This is a genomic window from Telluria sp. RB2R28 (assembly GCF_059685835.1).
Genome location: NZ_JCASIK010000002.1, coordinates 150,015 through 167,571 on the forward strand (window position 1 = coordinate 150,015; position 17,557 = coordinate 167,571).

The 17,557-nt window shown below is 66.1% G+C and carries 14 protein-coding genes; 4 read left to right on the forward strand and 10 right to left on the reverse strand.

Going from position 1 to position 17,557, the window contains the following annotated elements:
* Positions 1-17: 17 nt before the first annotated feature.
* Together AC56LV_RS08285 and AC56LV_RS08290 are read right to left on the reverse strand one after the other, a co-directional pair.
* The gene (locus AC56LV_RS08285) at positions 18-2,219 is read right to left on the reverse strand and encodes an NADP-dependent malic enzyme (RefSeq protein WP_499556905.1); all 2,202 of its coding nucleotides are present in this window, start codon (positions 2,217-2,219) and stop codon (positions 18-20) included.
* Between the two features lie 142 nt (positions 2,220-2,361).
* On the reverse strand, positions 2,362-3,255 hold the full coding sequence (locus AC56LV_RS08290) for a LysR family transcriptional regulator (protein WP_499556906.1): 894 nt from the start codon (positions 3,253-3,255) through the stop codon (positions 2,362-2,364).
* An 81-nt stretch (positions 3,256-3,336) separates the two neighbouring features.
* On the opposite strand from AC56LV_RS08290, the gene sugE reads away from it, so the two are divergent.
* Both sugE and AC56LV_RS08300 read left to right on the forward strand, forming a co-directional pair.
* Positions 3,337-3,657 (forward strand): quaternary ammonium compound efflux SMR transporter SugE, encoded by a 321-nt coding sequence (gene sugE, locus AC56LV_RS08295; protein ID WP_258834692.1) that lies wholly within the window; start codon positions 3,337-3,339, stop codon positions 3,655-3,657.
* Positions 3,658-3,870: 213 nt separating this feature from the next.
* Positions 3,871-4,080: a cold-shock protein gene (locus AC56LV_RS08300; RefSeq protein WP_258834693.1), complete on the forward strand. Its 210-nt coding sequence runs from the start codon at positions 3,871-3,873 to the stop codon at positions 4,078-4,080.
* Positions 4,081-4,304: 224 nt separating this feature from the next.
* Here the strand turns inward: AC56LV_RS08300 and AC56LV_RS08305 are convergent, their stop codons facing one another.
* From AC56LV_RS08305 to AC56LV_RS08315, 3 genes are all read right to left on the reverse strand, one after another.
* Entirely contained in the window at positions 4,305-4,892 is a 588-nt protein-coding gene (locus AC56LV_RS08305) for a nitroreductase family protein (RefSeq protein WP_499556907.1), read from the reverse strand.
* A gap of 72 nt (positions 4,893-4,964) precedes the next feature.
* Positions 4,965-7,535: a PepSY domain-containing protein gene (locus tag AC56LV_RS08310; RefSeq protein ID WP_499556908.1), complete on the reverse strand. Its 2,571-nt coding sequence runs from the start codon at positions 7,533-7,535 to the stop codon at positions 4,965-4,967.
* Positions 7,532-9,649, reverse strand: coding sequence for a TonB-dependent siderophore receptor (locus AC56LV_RS08315; protein WP_499556909.1), 2,118 nt, complete (start codon positions 9,647-9,649; stop codon positions 7,532-7,534). Before AC56LV_RS08315 ends, AC56LV_RS08310 begins: the two co-directional genes overlap by 4 nt.
* Before the next feature lie 252 nt (positions 9,650-9,901).
* Here AC56LV_RS08315 and AC56LV_RS08320 point away from each other — a divergent pair, with 252 nt between their 5' ends.
* The gene (locus AC56LV_RS08320; protein WP_499556910.1) at positions 9,902-10,885 is read left to right on the forward strand and encodes a tripartite tricarboxylate transporter substrate-binding protein; all 984 of its coding nucleotides are present in this window, start codon (positions 9,902-9,904) and stop codon (positions 10,883-10,885) included.
* A 65-nt stretch (positions 10,886-10,950) separates the two neighbouring features.
* Here the strand turns inward: AC56LV_RS08320 and AC56LV_RS08325 are convergent, their stop codons facing one another.
* Genes AC56LV_RS08325 through AC56LV_RS08340 form a run of 4 tightly spaced genes read right to left on the reverse strand, consistent with a single transcriptional unit; the run spans position 10,951 to position 15,030 of the window.
* A complete protein-coding gene (locus AC56LV_RS08325) occupies positions 10,951-12,129 on the reverse strand; it encodes a CaiB/BaiF CoA transferase family protein (protein WP_499557984.1) in 1,179 nt (392 codons plus the stop codon).
* 48 nt (positions 12,130-12,177) lie between these two features.
* A complete protein-coding gene (locus tag AC56LV_RS08330) occupies positions 12,178-13,335 on the reverse strand; it encodes an acyl-CoA dehydrogenase family protein (RefSeq protein WP_499556911.1) in 1,158 nt (385 codons plus the stop codon).
* Positions 13,336-13,363: 28 nt separating this feature from the next.
* On the reverse strand, positions 13,364-14,206 hold the full coding sequence (locus tag AC56LV_RS08335; protein WP_499556912.1) for an HTD2 family dehydratase: 843 nt from the start codon (positions 14,204-14,206) through the stop codon (positions 13,364-13,366).
* Between the two features lie 26 nt (positions 14,207-14,232).
* Positions 14,233-15,030, reverse strand: a complete 798-nt coding sequence (locus AC56LV_RS08340) for an HpcH/HpaI aldolase/citrate lyase family protein (RefSeq protein WP_499556913.1) — start codon at positions 15,028-15,030, stop codon at positions 14,233-14,235.
* A 179-nt stretch (positions 15,031-15,209) separates the two neighbouring features.
* On the opposite strand from AC56LV_RS08340, the gene AC56LV_RS08345 reads away from it, so the two are divergent.
* Complete coding sequence (locus AC56LV_RS08345; RefSeq protein ID WP_499556914.1) at positions 15,210-16,139, forward strand: LysR family transcriptional regulator; 930 nt, start codon at positions 15,210-15,212, stop codon at positions 16,137-16,139.
* A gap of 272 nt (positions 16,140-16,411) precedes the next feature.
* Here the strand turns inward: AC56LV_RS08345 and AC56LV_RS08350 are convergent, their stop codons facing one another.
* Positions 16,412-17,551: a glycerate kinase gene (locus AC56LV_RS08350; RefSeq protein WP_499556915.1), complete on the reverse strand. Its 1,140-nt coding sequence runs from the start codon at positions 17,549-17,551 to the stop codon at positions 16,412-16,414.
* Positions 17,552-17,557 lie beyond the last annotated feature (6 nt).

The following is a 17,557-nucleotide window of genomic DNA, read 5'->3' on the forward strand; positions in this document are numbered from 1 at the left end:
GGTCCCGGAGATTGTCCTTACTTCACACCCGCCGCTGCCAGCGCCGTCATGTTGACGATGCGGCGCACGGTGGCGCTCGGGCTCAGGATGTGCACCGGCTTGGCCGCGCCCAGCAGGATCGGGCCCACGGTCACGCCCTTGCCCGCGGCGACCTTCAGCACGTTGAACAGGATGTTGGCGGCGTCCAGCGACGGCATCACCAAGAGGTTCGCACTGCCCGAATAACCGGCATCGATCTTGTACAGGTCACGGATGTCTTCCGACAGCGCGGCGTCCCCGTGGATCTCGCCGACCACGGCCAGCTCGGGCGACTGCTCGGCCAGCAGCGCGCGCGCTTCGCGCATGCGCCTGGCCGACGGCCGCTCGGACGAACCCTGCGACGAGTGCGACAGCAGCGCAGCCTTCGGCTCGAGGCCGAAGTGCTGCAGCGTCTCGGCTGCCAGGCGCGTGATGGCGGCCAGTTCCTGGGCGCTCGGCTGCTCGTTGACATACGTGTCGGTGATGAACAGCGTGAACCTGTCGAGCACCAGCGCATTCATCGCAGCCAGCACTTCGGCGCCAGGCGCCACGCCGATCTCGTTGCGCACGTGCACCAGATGGTCGTCGTAGCAGCCGGTCATGCCGCAGATCAGCGCGTCGACCGTGCCCGCCGCCAGCAGGCGCGTGCCCTGCAGCGTCGTATCGGCTTCGGCGGCAATGACGGTATAGTCGGCGCCTTCACGCAGGCGCAGGCCGGCGTCCTTGATGGCGCGCTGCAGGACCGACGTGTCGCCGATCAGCACTGGATGCGCGATGCCCTCGTCGACCACGGCCTGCACTGCGCGCAGCACGCGCGGCTCGGTCGCTTCGGCGTACGCCACCTTGCGCACGTCGGCGCGCGCCTTGTCGAACACCGGCTTCATGAAGAAACCGGTGTGATAGATCATCTGGCCCAGCTTGTCGCGGTAGGCGTCCATGTCGGTGATCGGGCGCGTTGCCACGCCCGATGCGGCGGCTGCTTCGGCCACGCGTGGTGCGATCGCGCCGAGCAGGCGTGGATCGAACGGCTTCGGAATGATGTACTCAGGGCCGAAGGTCAGGTCCTGGCCTTCGTAGGCCAGCGCCACGACGTCGCTCGCTTCGGCTTCGGCCAGTTCGGCGATCGCTGTCACGCAGGCCAGCTTCATCTCGTCGGTGATGCGCGTGGCGCCGCAATCGAGCGCGCCGCGGAAGATGTACGGGAAGCACAGCACGTTGTTGACCTGGTTCGGGTAGTCCGAGCGGCCGGTGGCGATGATGACGTCCGGGCGCGCGGCCTTGGCCACTTCAGGACGGATCTCCGGTTCGGGATTGGCCAGCGCCAGGATGACAGGCTGATTCGCCATCGTCTTGACCATCTCGCCCGTCAGCACGCCGGCGGTCGAGCAGCCGAGGAACACGTCGGCATCCTTGACGACATCGGCCAGCACGCGCGCATCGGTCGCCTGCGCATAGCGCGCCTTGTTTTCTTCCATATTGGCGTCACGGCCCTGCCAGATCACGCCACGCGAGTCGACGACGTAGATGTTCTCTCGCTTCACGCCCAGCAGCACCATCATGTCCAGGCAGGCAATCGCCGCCGCGCCGGCGCCGGAAGCGACCAGCTTGATCTGGCCGATATCCTTGCCGACGACTTTCATCGCATTGAGCAGCGCGGCGGTCGAGATGATCGCGGTGCCGTGCTGGTCGTCGTGGAAGACCGGAATGTTCATGCGCTCACGCAGCTTCTTTTCGATGTAGAAGCACTCCGGCGCCTTGATGTCTTCGAGGTTGATGCCGCCGACGGTCGGCTCGAGCATCGCGATCGCGTCGATCAGTTTGTCCGGATCGAGTTCGTCCAGTTCCAGGTCGAACACGTCGACACCGGCAAATTTCTTGAACAGGCAGCCCTTGCCTTCCATGACCGGCTTGGCGGCCAGCGGGCCGATATTGCCCAGGCCGAGCACCGCGGTGCCGTTGGTGATCACGGCCACCAGGTTACCGCGCGACGTGTAATCGAACGCGGTGGCCGGGTCGGCGGCGATTTCTTCGCAGGCGTAGGCCACGCCCGGCGAATACGCCAGCGACAGGTCGCGCTGGTTCGACAGCGGTTTGGTGGCGATCACTTCGATCTTGCCGCGGGTCGGGCTGCGGTGGTATTCCAGCGCGTCGATGCGCAGTTGGGTGTTCTGTGCTTCGTTCAGCGTACTGTCGGTGCTCATGTTCTTCCTATCGCTTATTGGGTGATGCGGCGTGGGGGGCGGGGCCGCCACAAGGCGTGCGCGCAACGATCCTCCCATTGTTGGGCAAACATTCTAGCCGAACCGACACCATCGCGTGCGCGACCGGTTCCCGCACGATCGTTCACATTTTCTGAACGTGCAGCAGTTCGATAAAGCGCGTTGCCGCCATGCCCAGCGGCCGTTCTTCGGTCCATACAATGTCGACGAAGAAGCGCAGCACGTTGGTCAGATTGGCGGTGGGGATCTCGACCAGCTCACCGCCCTGCACCGCCTCGCGCACCTGGCTCGCTGGCAGCCACGCCCAGCCCAGGCCCGCCTTGACCAGCGCCAGTGCGGCGATCGGACTATCGGTCTTCCACTGCAGCGACGACATTGCGATGCGCTGGTCCACCTGGCCGGTGTCGCGCCCCGCCACGACGATCTGGCGCTGCAGCAGCAGATCGGTGTCGCGCACCTGCGCCTCTTCGGCCCCCTTGAACATCGGATGGGAGCGCGCGGCGACCGCCACCAGGCGCTCTTCGGCCACTTCCTGGAACGCCTGGTACGGCGCTGCGCCGTAACGTTCGAACACCAGCGCCAGGTCGGCGCGTCCGCTGCGCACCATGGCCAGCGCATCGGCCTGGGGCGCGGTCAGCACTTCGACCTGCAGCAGCGGATGTTCCAAGGCCAGCGCGTGCAGCGCCGCACTCCATGGCACGGTGCCCAGCAGTTCGGGCACGAGCGCCAGCGTCAGCGACGCTTCCAGGCCCTGGCTCAGTGACAGCGCATGCACGTTCAGGCGCTGCAGTCCCTCGGCCAGCAGGCGCGCCTGCGGCAGCAGCGCCAGCGCCTGCGCTGTCGGTACCGGATTGCGACCGGTGCGGTCGAACAGCTGCACGTCGAGCTGCGCTTCCAGATTTGCGATCGCCATGCTGACGGCCGACGGCACGCGGCCGAGGGCGCGCGCGGCCGCTGAAAACGAGCCATGGTCGATCGCCGCGAGGAACGCTTTTATGTTGTCGAGGTCAAACGCCATCGTTCAATTCCATTGATAGGTGCTGACTTTTTTCATCACCGGATTCGACATAGTATCGGGCCTCATTCAATTGGAGGCAATATGGTCTGGATACTGCTGGTCCTTGCAGGACTGTTTGAAATTGTCTGGGCCGTTGGCCTGAAATACACGGAAGGCTTCACGCGCCTGTGGCCCACGGTCGGCACGGTCGCCGCCATGATCGTCAGCTTTGGCCTGTTGGCTCACGTGCTCAAGACGCTGCCGATCGGGACCGCCTACGCGATCTGGACGGGGATTGGCGCCGTCGGTACGGCCCTGGTGGGCATCATCGTGCTTGGGGAATCGGCGTCACCAGCGCGGCTGGCGTGCATCGGCATGATTGCGGCGGGCATCGTCGGACTCAAGCTCGTTTCTGCGCATTGAGGTCAATTCGGGAATCAATCAAGAAATGACTAGGACATTCTTGAAAAGCCGTGTATCTTCAACGATGCACTACATCAAGTCGTTGTTATTGTTGGCTTTTCTCTCCCGCCTCGCCCTTGTCGGCAGTCCAGTTTGATTCCCCCGCTTTTATCTTCTCTTGGTTGAACGTGCGTATTGGGCGATTTTGCCCATGTCACTGCAAAGGAATTCAACATGACTACCCAAACCGGCACCGTAAAATGGTTCAACGACGCAAAAGGCTTCGGCTTCATCACGCCTGATGGCGGCGGCGACGATCTGTTCGCGCACTTCCAGGATATTCAATCGGAAGGCTTCAAGAGCCTGGCCGAAAATCAGCGCGTGTCGTTCGAGCGCTCGACCGGCCCTAAAGGCGAAAAAGCCGGCAACATCTGCGCAATCTGATGCTGCTAGCGTGACGCCGCAGCGCGCACCACGCAGATAGCGTGGGCGCAGCCGCAGCGCACATTGAAAAGCCCGCCAATCGGCGGGCTTTTTGCTGTCTGGGCGTTCGGGGGTCGTTGAACGCGTGGACAGGAAACCCGTCCACCCTACGTCAGGTCGGTGGCATGACGACGGTCCCCATGCCGGTAGGGTGGACGGCTCTGCCGTCCACGCGTTCAAACATATTACAAACTGCTGAGAAACTGCCTCACATCCGGCCGCGCGCGCGGCGCCTTGACGGTCGAGGCGGTGCCAAGGCCAATGAAGCAAATAGCCCGCTCATGCGCCTCCAGCCCCAGCAACGTGCGCATGCCGGCAAAATCCATCGCCGCGCCGCTGGCCAGACCGCTCGCAAAACCAAGCAACTGGCCTGCTACCAGCATGTTCTGAATCGTGCAGCCAAGCGACACCAGTTTTTCGTGCGCCGGAATGATGGTGCCCGGTTCGTCGCGCAGCACCGCCACCAGCAGGCATGGCGCGCGCAGCGCCTTGTCGTGCGCGGTGGCGAGCGCCTCGTCGCCGCAGGCCGGATCGCGCGCCAGCACGGCGGCAGCAAACACGTCGCCCAGCAGATGCCGCTTGTGCTGCGGGATCAGGATGAAGCGCCACGGCCGCAGCAGGCCATGGTCGGGCGCCTGCGCGCCGGCTTCGACGATGCGCAGCAGGGCCGCGTCGTCCGGGCCGGGCGCGACGAGACGGCGCAGCGTGTAGTTGCGCCGTGCGGCCAGGATGGTCAGGAATTCGTCGGCGCCAGCCGGATACTCGGTATGCATGGCGCCAGTATAGCGACAGCGCCGCTGATCCGCCGGGACGGGACGAACTGGCGATTCACAACGAATACATGCTCAGTACACGTCGCGCCGGTAACGCCCCGCATCGATCAGGCGATCGCGCCCGGCCTCGCCAAGAATCGCCGCGAGCGCCGCATCGACCTCCCCCGCCATACCCTGCAGGCTGCCGCAGACATGGATGACCGCATCGCGTTCGACCCACGCATGCAGCGTGTCGGCGCGTGCGCGCAGGCGGTCCTGCACATACTCGGGCGCGTCATCGCGCGAAAACACCAGATCGCATTCCGGCAGTGCACCGGCATCGCGCCACGCAGCAATCTCACCCGCGCACAAGCTGTCGAATGCACGCTGGCGCTCGCCGAACAGCAGCCAGTTGCGGTGCTGCCCCGCCAGTACGCGGCTGCGCAGGTGCGCGCGCAGGCCGGCCATGCCCGAGCCGTTGCCGATATAGATGCAGGGCCGCGCATCCTGCGGACCATGGAAGCCCGGGTTTGTCGCCAGCCGTGCGCGCACCATCGCGCCGACGGCGAGATGCGCAGTCAGCCAGCCGGATGCCAGGCCCATGCCCTGCTCGTGGCGCTGCTGGCGCACGAGCAGCGTCAGTGCGCCGTCCTGCGGGATGCCGGCAATCGAATAACGGCGCGGTGCCAGCGGTTTGAGTGCATCGGCGCATTCCTGGGTCGATGCGAACGGATGCCCGACGCCGGGCAGCTCGCTCCAGGCCAGCGCGTCGCGCAGCGTCTGGGGTTCGCCCTGCCAGGTAACGCGCGCCGCGCCATCCAGGCCGCTGGCCGCCAGCCAGGCATCGACGGCCGCCGGCGTGTGGCACGCGGCGACGTCCAGCAGGTCGCCGGCCTGCCACTGCTGATCTGCCGTCGTCTGCAGCACCAGTTCGTACAACGGTGCGCCCAGGCTGCCGGGATTCAACAGCGTGCGCGCGACGAGGCGCCAGCCGGTCATCGGTGCCGCGTCATTGGCAGCAGCGGGAAACGTGCCGGCAGCCGCACCCAGTGCGCCCAGCGCATGCATCCAGCGGCCCAGCGCCGCGGCGTCGCCTTGGTCGACGTCGATCCTCGGAAACAGCGCCGTGGCACCGAGCGCGCCCAGGCGCTGGTCGAGCGCGATCCCATAACCGCAATAGCGCGCGTAACTGCGGTCGCCCAGCGCCAGCACCGCGTACTTGCAGCCGGCCAGCGCCAGCGCCTGTGCATCCAGCTCGCGCGTGAAGCGGCGCGCCGCGTCGGGTGCCTCGCCGTCGCCGAAGGTCGCCGCCACGAACAGCGCATGGTCGTAGCCTGCCAGTTCGCCCGGGCTGAGCGCCGACACCGCGCGCAGGTCGACCGCGCGGCCACCGGCGCGCAGCGCGGCGGCGCTGTGCAGCGCGATCCGTTCGGCCTGGCCGCCCTGGGTCGCAAAGGCCAGCAGGATCGGCGCACCGGCGCCTGGCGTGGTGGGTTTGTCCGTCATGGCCAGCGCCCGTTCGCGCGCCAATGCGCGCTGCTGGCGGCGCCGGCCCAGGTATAGCAGCCAGCCGGTAATGGCAAAGCCGGGCAAGGCCAGGCTGGCGAGCATCATGATGACCCGCCCCGGCAAGCCGAAATAGCTGCCCGTGTGCAGCGGCCGGATCGTGGTCAACGCGCGCTGGCCAAGGGTTTGCGCGCCGTAGGGTTCGTTCTTGAGCAATGTGCCGTCGGTGGAACGCAGCGACATGCGGTTGCGGGCGCGTTCGTGCGGGCCGTCCTGCGCAATCCACGTCAGCTGGTAGGCGCCGCTGCCCCGTTCCGGCAGGCGGATCGTCGCGCTGGCCCAGTTCGGGGCATGCGCAAGGAAGGTGTTCCAGGCCGGATCGAGTGCGGCCGGGCCATCCGGCGTTGCTGCGCGCTTGCGTTCACGTGGCTGCGCCATCGTCCCGGTTGCGGCGCGACGCTCGTTGCCGGCCCAGCCCTGCACGGTGTCGCGCACGACATCGAAGCTCCAGTAAATGCCAGTGCCGCCCACGATCAGGTAAGCCACCAGCGCCCAGGTGCCGGCAATCGCGTGCAGCGCCCACAGGAACGAGCGGCCACGCAGGCTGGTATTGAAGGTCAGCCACGTGCGCCAGTTGGCGGGTTTGCGCGGCCAGCGCAGATACAGGCCGCTGAGCGCGAGACCCACCAGGCACAGCGCCAGGATGCCCAGCACGAGGCGGCCCGGCGCGCGCGGCAGCAGCAGCCAGCGATGCAGCTCCTCGACCCAGTTGAACGCGGCCTCGAAACGAAGCGCTGGCAACACGGTACCGTTGTACGGGTGAACCCGCACGTCCGGACCGCGCCGCTCGCCCGGCGGCGCGGCAAAGCGCACCAGCGCCGTGCTGCCCGGATCGGATTCGAGCACGATGCTCATCACGCGCTCCCCGGGTCGCGTGCGCTGCGCGGCCTGCAGCAGCTGCGCCGGCTGCAGGCGCTGGCGCGCTTCGGCATCGACCGTCATGACGCCCGGATTGAGCACATCCAACAGTTCGTCCTCGAACGCCATGATGGCGCCGGTCAGGCCAATGACGGCCAGCAGCGTACCGGCCGTGATGCCGACGAACCAGTGCAGCTGGAACCAGACCGCGCGCAGCGACGGCAGGCGCCAGCGGCTCACAGCGCGACCTTCATCGACAGCTTGATCAGGCGCGGCAAGCCTGCGCTCAGGCGCGTGCCGGCGCCGGCCCAGTACTGTTTGTCGGCCGCATTGTCGACATTGAGCTGCCACGTGGTGCGCTTGCCGGCGAACTGGCCGATGTAGCGGGCGCCCACGCTGAACAGCGTGGTGCCACCCAGCCAGGCCTGGTTCAGGTCATTCACTGGCCGCCGGCCGGTGTAGTACGCGCCGCCCGTCAGCGCCAGGCCGGGCACCGCATCGAGGTCCCAGGCCACGAACGTGCTGGCGGTGCGGCGCGCCGCGTTCTCGGGCAGCTTGCCGTCATACGCCGCGTTAATATCGCGGGATGCCGGATCGAGCCACTGGGCCGACGCCTGCCAGGCCACACTGCGCAGGATGCGGCCCTGCGACGACAGCTCCAGGCCGCGATAGCGCTGCTCGCCGTCGGCGATGAAGACATTGGCGGTGTTGGTGTAGTAACCGGGGCGCTCGATCTCGAACAATGCCGCCTGCGTCAGCAGGCCGCCGGCCGTGCGCCAGCGCGCGCCAACTTCGCGCTGCTTGCTCACGCCGGGCGCCATGCGCGTGCCTTCATTCGCAGTGCCGGCCGGTGCGGCCTCGCCCTCTTCCAGGCCTTCGGCCGCCGATGCATACACGGAGAGATCGTCACGCAGGCGGTAGACGACCGCCGCCATCGGCGTCGTCTCGCTCGCGTCGTAGTCGTTCACGCCTTGCGTGCTGCGGTAGTCGACGCGGCGCACGCCGCCAATGAATTGCCACTTACCCACGCTGATGCGATCGACCAGATACAGGCCCTGGTCGCGCGAGTCGAGGGCCGCCGTCGTGGGCGTCACCGGCCGCGCGCTGACCGAGAAGTTCGTCACCGGCAGCGGCGCATACAGGTTCTGTGCGGGGATCGTGTAGTTGGCCTGATAGATCGGGGCCTGGCCCTTGTCGGTGTCGCTCGCGCCAATCGTCAGCTCGTGCGTCAAGGGGCCGGTGCGCAACTGGCCCGCCAGTTCGGCACGCAGCATGCGCGAATCGACGTCGGCATGCTGCAGATTGCCGGTGATGCGCCCTGCACCGGTCGCGACGCTTGCCGCATTAATGAAGCGGAAGATCGGCAGCGAGCGGTCGCGCTTCGTTTCGGCGTGGCCCGCTTCGAGCGTCAGCGCCCAGTCGTCATTCAGTGCGATGTCTGCGCGCAGCTGCGCGTTGCGTGCATGCGTTTCAAACCTGGCCCAATCCGGGCCGACGAGACGACGCGGATCGACCGCGCGCGGCAGCGTGATCACGCCGCCCACGGCTGGCGGCAGGTTGATGCCGGCCTGCTCGGTCACGCGGCGCTTGTCGTATTCGAGGTCGGCGCGCAGGCGCACGCGCGCGTTGACGCGCCAGTCGAATGCGCCGGAGGCGAAGCCGCGGTTGCCGTTGCCGACGCCATCGAGGTGCGAGCCGAGCGTGCCACCGGCTGCGTTGATGCGCACGCCGACTGCATCATCAACACCAAAGCGGTGCGCAGCGTCGAGCGTGGCGACCACCGTCCCTTTGCTGTCGGCCTGGGCGCCGACGTTCGTCAGCGGCGTGCTGCCGGCGCGCTTGGTGACGAAGTTCACGACGCCGGCCGGCGACGTAAAACCGTAGTACAGCGCGGTCGCGCCCTTGAGCACCTCGACGCGCTCCTTGTTCTCCATCGACACCTGGCCGAAGTTCATGAGCGGCAGCGAGCCATTGAGGCGGTAGTTGGTGCGGTTTTCGACAGCAATGCCACGGATGACCAACTGGTCCCACGTGTCGCCACCGTTCTGCTGGCGCGTCACGCCGGCCGTATTGCGCACTGCGTCATACAGGCCGGCAGCCCCTTGAAGCTCGAGTACGTCGCGCGTGATGACGTTGACGGTCGACGGCACGTCCATCACGTCGCTGCCGCGAAAGCTCCCGGCTTCCACCGTATTGGGCATGAAGCCCTGCGCCTTCACCGCAGTCACGCGCACTGCTGGCATGGCGGAATCATCGCGTTCCTGCGCTACCGCTGCTGCTGGAAACGCGTGGGGGAACACCAGAGACAGCGCCAGGACGAGACGCGACGGACGCAGGGCGACGGACAAGGACATGACAAGGGACATTCATCAAGAACAATCCCGGATTTTATCGTGAATGAGAATCATTTTCAATAACAGCCGCATGCACACCGAGACTTGCTGCAGATGCACACGGCTCACCCGCTTGACGTATCGCCATTTTTGATAGAGGCATCAGAAAACGCTATTTACGCGTGTATGTCATTCAATTCTATGATGACTTGACTGCATTAAACGCCACGCGCGGGCAGCTTCGAGCACAAAAGCCTATAACAGGAGACACGCATGCCGACACAAGCAATCACACGCAGGGTACTGACCACCGCAATTGCCCTGCTCGCTTCAAGCACCGCCCTTGCCGCCGACTATCCGGAGAAATCCATCACCCTCGTCGTGCCGTTCTCGGCCGGCGGGCCTACCGACGTGGTGGCCCGGATCCTCGGGCAGACCATGGCGAAGTCGCTCAAGCAATCGATCATCGTGGAAAACGCCCTTGGCGCGGGCGGCACGCTGGCCGCCGGCCGCATCGCGCGCGCCACGCCGGATGGCTACACGCTGCTGCTGCACCATAACGGCATGGCCACCAGCACCACGCTGTACCGCAAACTCGCCTTCAACCCCATGACCGACTTCGAGTACATCGGCCAGGTAGCCGACGTGCCGATGGTGCTCATGGCGCGCAAGGACCTGGCGGCCAATACGCTGCCCGAGCTGATCGCAATGATCAAGTCGAAGAAGGACGCCATGACAATGGGCCACGCTGGCCTGGGCGCCGTGTCGCACCAGTGCGGCATGCTGTTCCTGAGCGCGATCGGCGTGCCGCTGACGACCGTTCCGTACAAGGGCACGGCGCCGGCGCTAAGCGATATGCTGGGTGGCCAGATCGACCTGTTGTGCGACCAGACGACGCAGACGACGTCCTACATCCGCACCAACCGCGTGAAGGTGTACGGCGCGACGACGAAGACCCGCATCCCATCGCTGCCGGCCCTGCCGACGCTGGCCGAACAGGGCATGGCCGGTTTCGAGATGTATGTGTGGCACGGCATGTACGCACCAAAAGGCACGCCGCCAGCAGTGGTGGCGCGCATCGGCACAGCGCTGCGCGAGGCGCTCAATGATCCGAACGTGAAGGCACGCTTCGCCGAACTGGGCGCCGAGCCGGTGTCGGATGCGAAGGCCACGCCCGAAGGTCTGCGCACGCACCTGAAGGCCGAGATCGACAAGTGGGGCCCGATCTACAAGAAGAACGGCGCGTTCGCCGACTGATACGTGGAATGTAAAAAAGCCCGCGTCGCCGTTACGGCGGCGCGGTCTTTTTTTATCGACGGTCGCTAGACCGCGCCTTGCGCGTGCATGGCCGCGATGGCCGCCGCGTCGTAGCCCAGTTCCGCCAGGATCGCATCCGTATGCTGGCCCAGCGCCGGCACCGGGTCCATGCGCGGCGTGACGGTGTGCGGCAATCCGGGCGGCAGCATGGCCGGCACGCGGCCGTTGGCGGTGCCCACGTCGGTCCACCGGCCGCGCGCCTTCAGTTGCGGATGATTCCAGACTTCGTGCATGTCGTTGACCTGGGCATTGGCAATGTGGGCCAGCTCCAGCCGCTCGCGCACCTGCTGCGCCGTCAACGTCGAAAACACCGCCACGATCAGTGCTGCCAGTTCATCGCGCGCTGCGACGCGGCGCGCGTTGGCGTTGAAGCGCGGATCGTTCGCCAGTTCGGGCGTCTGCAGCACGATGGCGCAAAAAGCCGCCCACTCACGTTCGTTCTGGATGCCCAGCATGACCGACTTGCCGTCGCCGGCCAGAAACGGCCCGTACGGGAAGATGGTCGCGTGCGAGGCGCCCGTGCGCGGCGGCGGCGCGGCGCCGTCGTACGCGTAATACAGCGGATAACTCATCCACTCGGCCATGCTCTCCAACATCGACACATCGATGCGGCAGCCCTCGCCCGTGCGGCCCCGCTGCAGCAGTGCGGCAAGGATGTTCGTGTATGCGTACATGCCGGCTGCGATATCGGCAATCGAGCAGCCGGCCTTCGATGGTTCGTCCGGCGTGCCGGTGATCGACAGGAAGCCCGATTCGCTCTGGATCAGCAGGTCATAGGCCTTGCGGTCGCGGTAAGGACCATCGCTGCCATAGCCCGAGATGTCGCAGACGATCAGGCGCGGATGGCGTTCTTTCAGCGCCTCGTACGACAAGCCAAGGCGTTCCGCTGCGCCAGGCGCGAGATTTTGCACCAGCACGTCGGCAAGTTCCAGCAGGCCCGCCAGCACCGCATCGGCATCGGCATGCTTGACGTCGAGCGTGAGACTTTCCTTCGACCGGTTGGTCCAGACGAAGTGCGAGGCTAGGCCATTGACGCGTTCATCGTAGCCGCGCGCGAAGTCGCCGCTGCCGGGCCGCTCGACCTTGATGACGCGCGCGCCCAGGTCGGCCAGCTGGCGCGTGCAGAACGGCGCGGCGATGGCGTGTTCGAGCGTGACGACGGTGATGCCGTCGAGAGGTCGCAGGGGTGTCATGGGTTTCATGGGTTTCATGGGTTTCATATGCATGCCTCCTCAGAACGAACGTGGCAGGCCAAGCACATGCTCGGCAACGTACGACAGGATCAGGTTCGTCGAGATCGGCGCCACCTGGTACAGGCGCGTCTCGCGGAACTTGCGCTCGACGTCGTACTCGGACGCGAAGCCGAAACCGCCGTGGAACTGCAGGCAGGCGTTGGCCGCTTCCCACGACGCTTCGGCGGCCAGCATCTTGGCCATATTGGCTTCGGCGCCGCACGGCTTGTGCGCATCGAACAGCGCGCAGGCTTTGAAGCGCATCAGGTTCGCCGCTTCGACGTTGATGTACGCGCGCGCAATCGGAAACTGCACGCCCTGGTTCTGGCCGATGGGCCGCCCGAACACGACGCGCTCGTTGACGTACTTGCTGATCTTGTCGATGAACCAGTAGCCGTCGCCGATGCATTCGGCGGCGATCAGCGTGCGCTCGGCGTTCAGGCCATCGAGGATGTACTTGAAGCCCTTGCCTTCTTCGCCGATGAGATTTTCGGCCGGGATTTCCAGGTTCTCGAAGAACAGCTCATTGGTCTCGTGATTGACCATGTTCTGGATCGGCTGCACGACCATGCCCTGCTTGACCGCATCCTTGATATCGACCAGGAAGATCGACATGCCTTCGGACTTCTTCGTAACCTCGGCCAGCGGTGTCGTGCGCGCCAGCAGGATCATCAGGTCGGAATGCTGCACGCGCGAGATCCACACCTTCTGGCCGTTGATCACGTAGCGGTCGCCCTTGCGCACGGCCGTCGTCTTGATCTTGGTGGTGTCGGTGCCGGTAGTGGGCTCGGTCACGGCCATCGATTGCAGGCGCAGTTCGCCGCTGGCGATGCGCGGCAGGTAGTGGCGCTTCTGCGCTTCGGAGCCGTGACGCAGCAGCGTGCCCATATTGTACATCTGGCCGTGGCAGGCGCCGGCGTTGCCGCCCGAGCGGTTGATCTCTTCCATGATGACCGACGCTTCTGTCAGGCCCAGGCCCGAGCCGCCGTATTCCTGCGGGATCAGCGCCGCGAGCCAGCCGGCTTGCGTCAGTGCGGTGACGAAGGCTTCGGGGTAGCCTCGCTCGTCGTCGACCTTGCGAAAGTATTCGGCCGGGAATTCGGCGCACAGGGCGCGCAGCGCGTCGCGGATGTCTTCAAAATCGTGGTCGGTGTGCATGCGGTCTCCTGATAGTTATTTGTGTCGCTTATGCCAGCTGCGCCTCGGCGCGCATGGCCAGCTGGCCGTCATGGGTCTTGGCCCACAGCGTGATCGTCCGGCTGTCGGGCTCGACGCGGCCGCAGACGCTGAAGCGGTGGATGTCGAACAGCGGCTGCACAGCGCGGAATGAAAACGCGGTGACGACGGCGGCAGGTTGTTCGCGCCGCACCAGGTCAAGCAGCAGGCTCGCGATCAGCGGGCCGTGCACGATCAGGCCGGGATAGCCTTCGACCTGCGTCACGTACGGCTGGTCGTAATGGATGCGGTGGCCGTTGAAGGTCAGCGCCGAGTAGCGAAACAGCAGCACGGGGTCGGGCATGATTTCGCGGATCCAGTCGTGGTCAAGGTCGGCCATCACCGGGACCGGCACCGGATCGCCCGGCTGCGGATTGGCGCGGTAGACGATGTCGTGTTCTTCCTCGATCGCCACGCCGGCCGCACCTTCGATCACGTGGCGCACCAGCACGAACACCAGCTTGCCGCTGCGGCCTTCCTTGCTCGTGATGTCGGCGATGGTCGACACGCGCCGCGCCTGGTCGCCGACCTGCAACGGTGCCAAAAAGCGCAGGCGTCCGCCAGCCCACATGCGGCGCGGCAGATCGACCGGCGGCAAAAAGCCCCCGCGCAGCGCGTGGCCGTCCGGTCCAAGCTGCGATTGCCGGTGGACGGGCAAAAAGTACAGCCAGTGCCACAGCGGCGGCACGGCGCTGCCGGGGTGCGGGGCCGGGTCATCGCGGTCGAGCAGCGCGGCCATCGCCGCGAGCGGCGCCGCGGTGATGGCGTCAAGCTGTTCTTCGGTGCGGCCCTGCCAGGCGGTCAGATTGTCCATGGGGTGTCTCCTGTTGTTGTCTTGTTCTAGTCGGATGCTTCGTCGACGATGCGCTGGGCCCGGAGGATCACGGGCCGGTCGACCATCTTGCCGTCCACGGCGACGGCGGCGCCGTTTGCCTCCCGCGCTGCGGTCAGCACGCGCGTGGCCCAGGCCACCTCGGCCTCCGTAGGGCGAAAGCCTGCATTGACGGGCGCCACCTGGCGCGGATGGATGCACAGCTTGGCACCGAAGCCGAAGCGGCGGGCGCGCAGGGTGTCCGCGCGCAGCTGTGCGTCGTCGTCCAGCGCCACGGTCACGCCGTCGATCGGGGGCGCCAGACCTGCCACGCGCGAGGCCAGCACCAGCATCGAGCGAAAGTGCAGCAATTCCTCGTCATCGCCCTCGATGCCCAGGTCGAACTGGAAATCGATCGAGCCAAATGCCAGCCGCGCGACGCCTTTCACACGCGCCAGCGCATCGACCGCCGCCATGCCGCAGGCGGTTTCGATCAGCGGCAGCACTGGAAGGCCAAGCTGCGCTACGCGGCGCAGGTTGTCGACCGATTCCGCCTTCGGCAGCATGATGGCGGCCACGCCCGCGTGGCGGCACAGGGCCAGGTCAGCCTCGAACCAGGGCGTGTCTTGCGCGTTGATACGCACGACGACAGGCACCGATGGGTCTAGCGCCGCTGCCACCTGCATGCGCGCGGCGTCCTTGTCTGCAGGCGGGACGGCGTCTTCCAGGTCGACGATGACAGCACCGGCACCACTGGCTGCCGCGCGGGCGAAACGCTCGGGGCGGTTACCGGGGACGAACAGGTAGGAACGGGGAATGGCAGGCATGACGAACCAGTCGCGTGGTGGGATCGAGATCCATCATAAATTTGAATGCGTGTGACGCAGAAATAGAAAAACGTGATTCCACGATCACATCGATGCATGGCTGTCAGGGATCACGACCGGGTATTGCAGGCGGCGCAGGAATAGCTTATGTTGATGGCTCGACCACTTGGACGATCATCATGGACATCAAGCAGATCCGCACGCTCATCGCCATTGCCGAAACGGGCAGCGCCACCAAGGCGGCGGAACTGCTGCACTTGGTGCAGCCAGCCGTGTCGCGCCATATCCGGATGCTCGAAGAAGAATGCGGCGCCCTGCTGTTCGAGCGCGAACGCCACGGCATGGTGCTGACCGATGCCGGCCGCACGCTGGCCGAATACGGCCGGCGCGCGCTGCGCGAACTGGACAAGGCGCGCGCCGAGATCGGCCCGGCCGCCAACGCGATCTCGGGCCGGCTCATGATCGGCCTGCTGGCCAGCACCAGCAATCTGCTGGCAACCGAGCTGGTGGCGCGTGTGCGTGCCAGACACCCCGCCGTCACGGTCGGGATCAATGTCGGCTATGCGGGCAATGTCGTGCAGTGGCTGGAGGCCGGTGAAGTCGAACTGGCGCTCCTGTACGACACGCGCGCCTCGCACGGCCTGCAGGTCGAAGCGCTACTCGACGAGCGCCTGTACGTGATCGGGCCACCGGGCGAGATCGATGCGTCGACGCCGTTTCCGTTGAAGCAGCTGCGCGACCGCCCGATGATCCTGCCGAACGCACCGCATGGGCTGCGCAGCATCATCGAACACGCACTGGCGGTGGCCGGCATCAGTGTCGACGTGGTGGCCGAAACGAATGCCCTCGACCTGCAGAAATCGCTGGTCAACAAAGGCTTCGGCTACAGCATCCTGCCCAGCTCCGCGATCCTCGACGAACTGCGCGACGGCACGCTGTCCGGCGCCCCGGTCGGCACCCCCGACCTGTCACGCCGCATCGTGCTGGCACGCGCCGCCACCCGCCGCGCTTCCCCGGTCAGCGTGGCAGCCGCCCCCGAACTGGTCGGCCTGATGAAAGAAATGGTGCTCAGCGGCGCCTGGCCCGGCGCCGCCTGGATCGGCCGCTGACCGCTCCTGCAGCAACCACTGGCTAGCAGCCAAAGCAATTGCTCAATAATTCGACTCTGACCCTAATTGTCAGACAGACTCAGCAACCATGTAACAATTAGGGTCAGAGTCGAATTGTTTGACAACTTTTGGGAATTGCCCAATAAATCGACTCTGACCCTACTTGTTGGCGGTGCTGAGCAATTGCTCAATAATTCGACTCTGACCCTCGTTGTGGAGAAATCGGATCAATTGCTCAATAATTCGACTCTGACCCTCATTGTGGGTTGGGGTTAGAGGGATTGGCCGAGTTTGAGTGTGGCGGCGACGTTGCGGGCCGTGGTGCGCAGGTTGAATTCGGCGTTGGCCAGGGCTTCGGCGACCGTGCCGGCTTTCATGATCGTGCTGAAGGTGGCGTCGATGCCGTGGGCGTGGACGGCGCTGGCGTCGTGGCCCAGGCAGCCGCCGATGGCGATGACCGGTTTACCGTGACGCGCAGCGACGCGGGCTACGCCGATCGGGGTCTTGCCGTTGACGGTCTGGCTGTCGATGCGGCCTTCACCGGTGATGACCAGGTCGGCCAACTCCACTGCCGCGTCCAGCCCGACCGCGTCGGCGACGATTTCGCTGCCCGGCCGCAGGCGGCCCTTGAGGAAGACCAGCATCGCGGCGGCGATGCCGCCACCGGCGCCGGCGCCCGGGACGTCGGCCACGTCCTGGCCCAGGTCGCGCGCGATGACGGCGGCGTAGTGGCGCAGGTTGGCGTCAAGCTGGGCGACCATTGCCGGCGTCGCGCCTTTTTGCGGCCCGAAGATGGCTGAGGCCCCATTCACGCCAACCAGCGGGTTGCTGACGTCGCACGCCACCTCGAATACCGAGTCCAGTACACGCGCGTCGAGCTGCGTGATGTCGATCCGCGCGAGGTCTGCCAGCGCCGCGCCGCCGGGCGCCAGCGGCGCATCCTGCGCATCGAGCAGCCGCACGCCCAGTGCTTGCAGCATCCCGGCGCCGCCGTCGTTGGTGGCGCTGCCGCCCACGCCCAGGATGAAGCGCCGCGCGCCGGCGTCAAGCGCGGCGAGGATCAACTCGCCCGTGCCACGGCTGGTCGCGCGCAGCGGATCGCGCGCGGCCGGCGGGACCAGTTCCAGGCCGCTGGCGGCCGCCATCTCGATCACGGCAATGACGTCGCCGCCCGTCAGGCCGTAGAAGGCATCGACGGGTGTGCCCAGCGGACCGGTGGCGCGCAGGTCGACGCGGCGACCGGCCGTCGCGGCGATCATCGCGTCGACGGTGCCTTCGCCGCCATCGGCGACGGGGATCTTGACGTAGCGGGCGTCAGGGAAGATATCGCGGAAACCCGCCTCGATGGCGCTCGCCGCTTCCAGCGCCGACAGGCTTTCCTTGAATGAATCGGGTGCGATCACGATGTGCATGCTGCG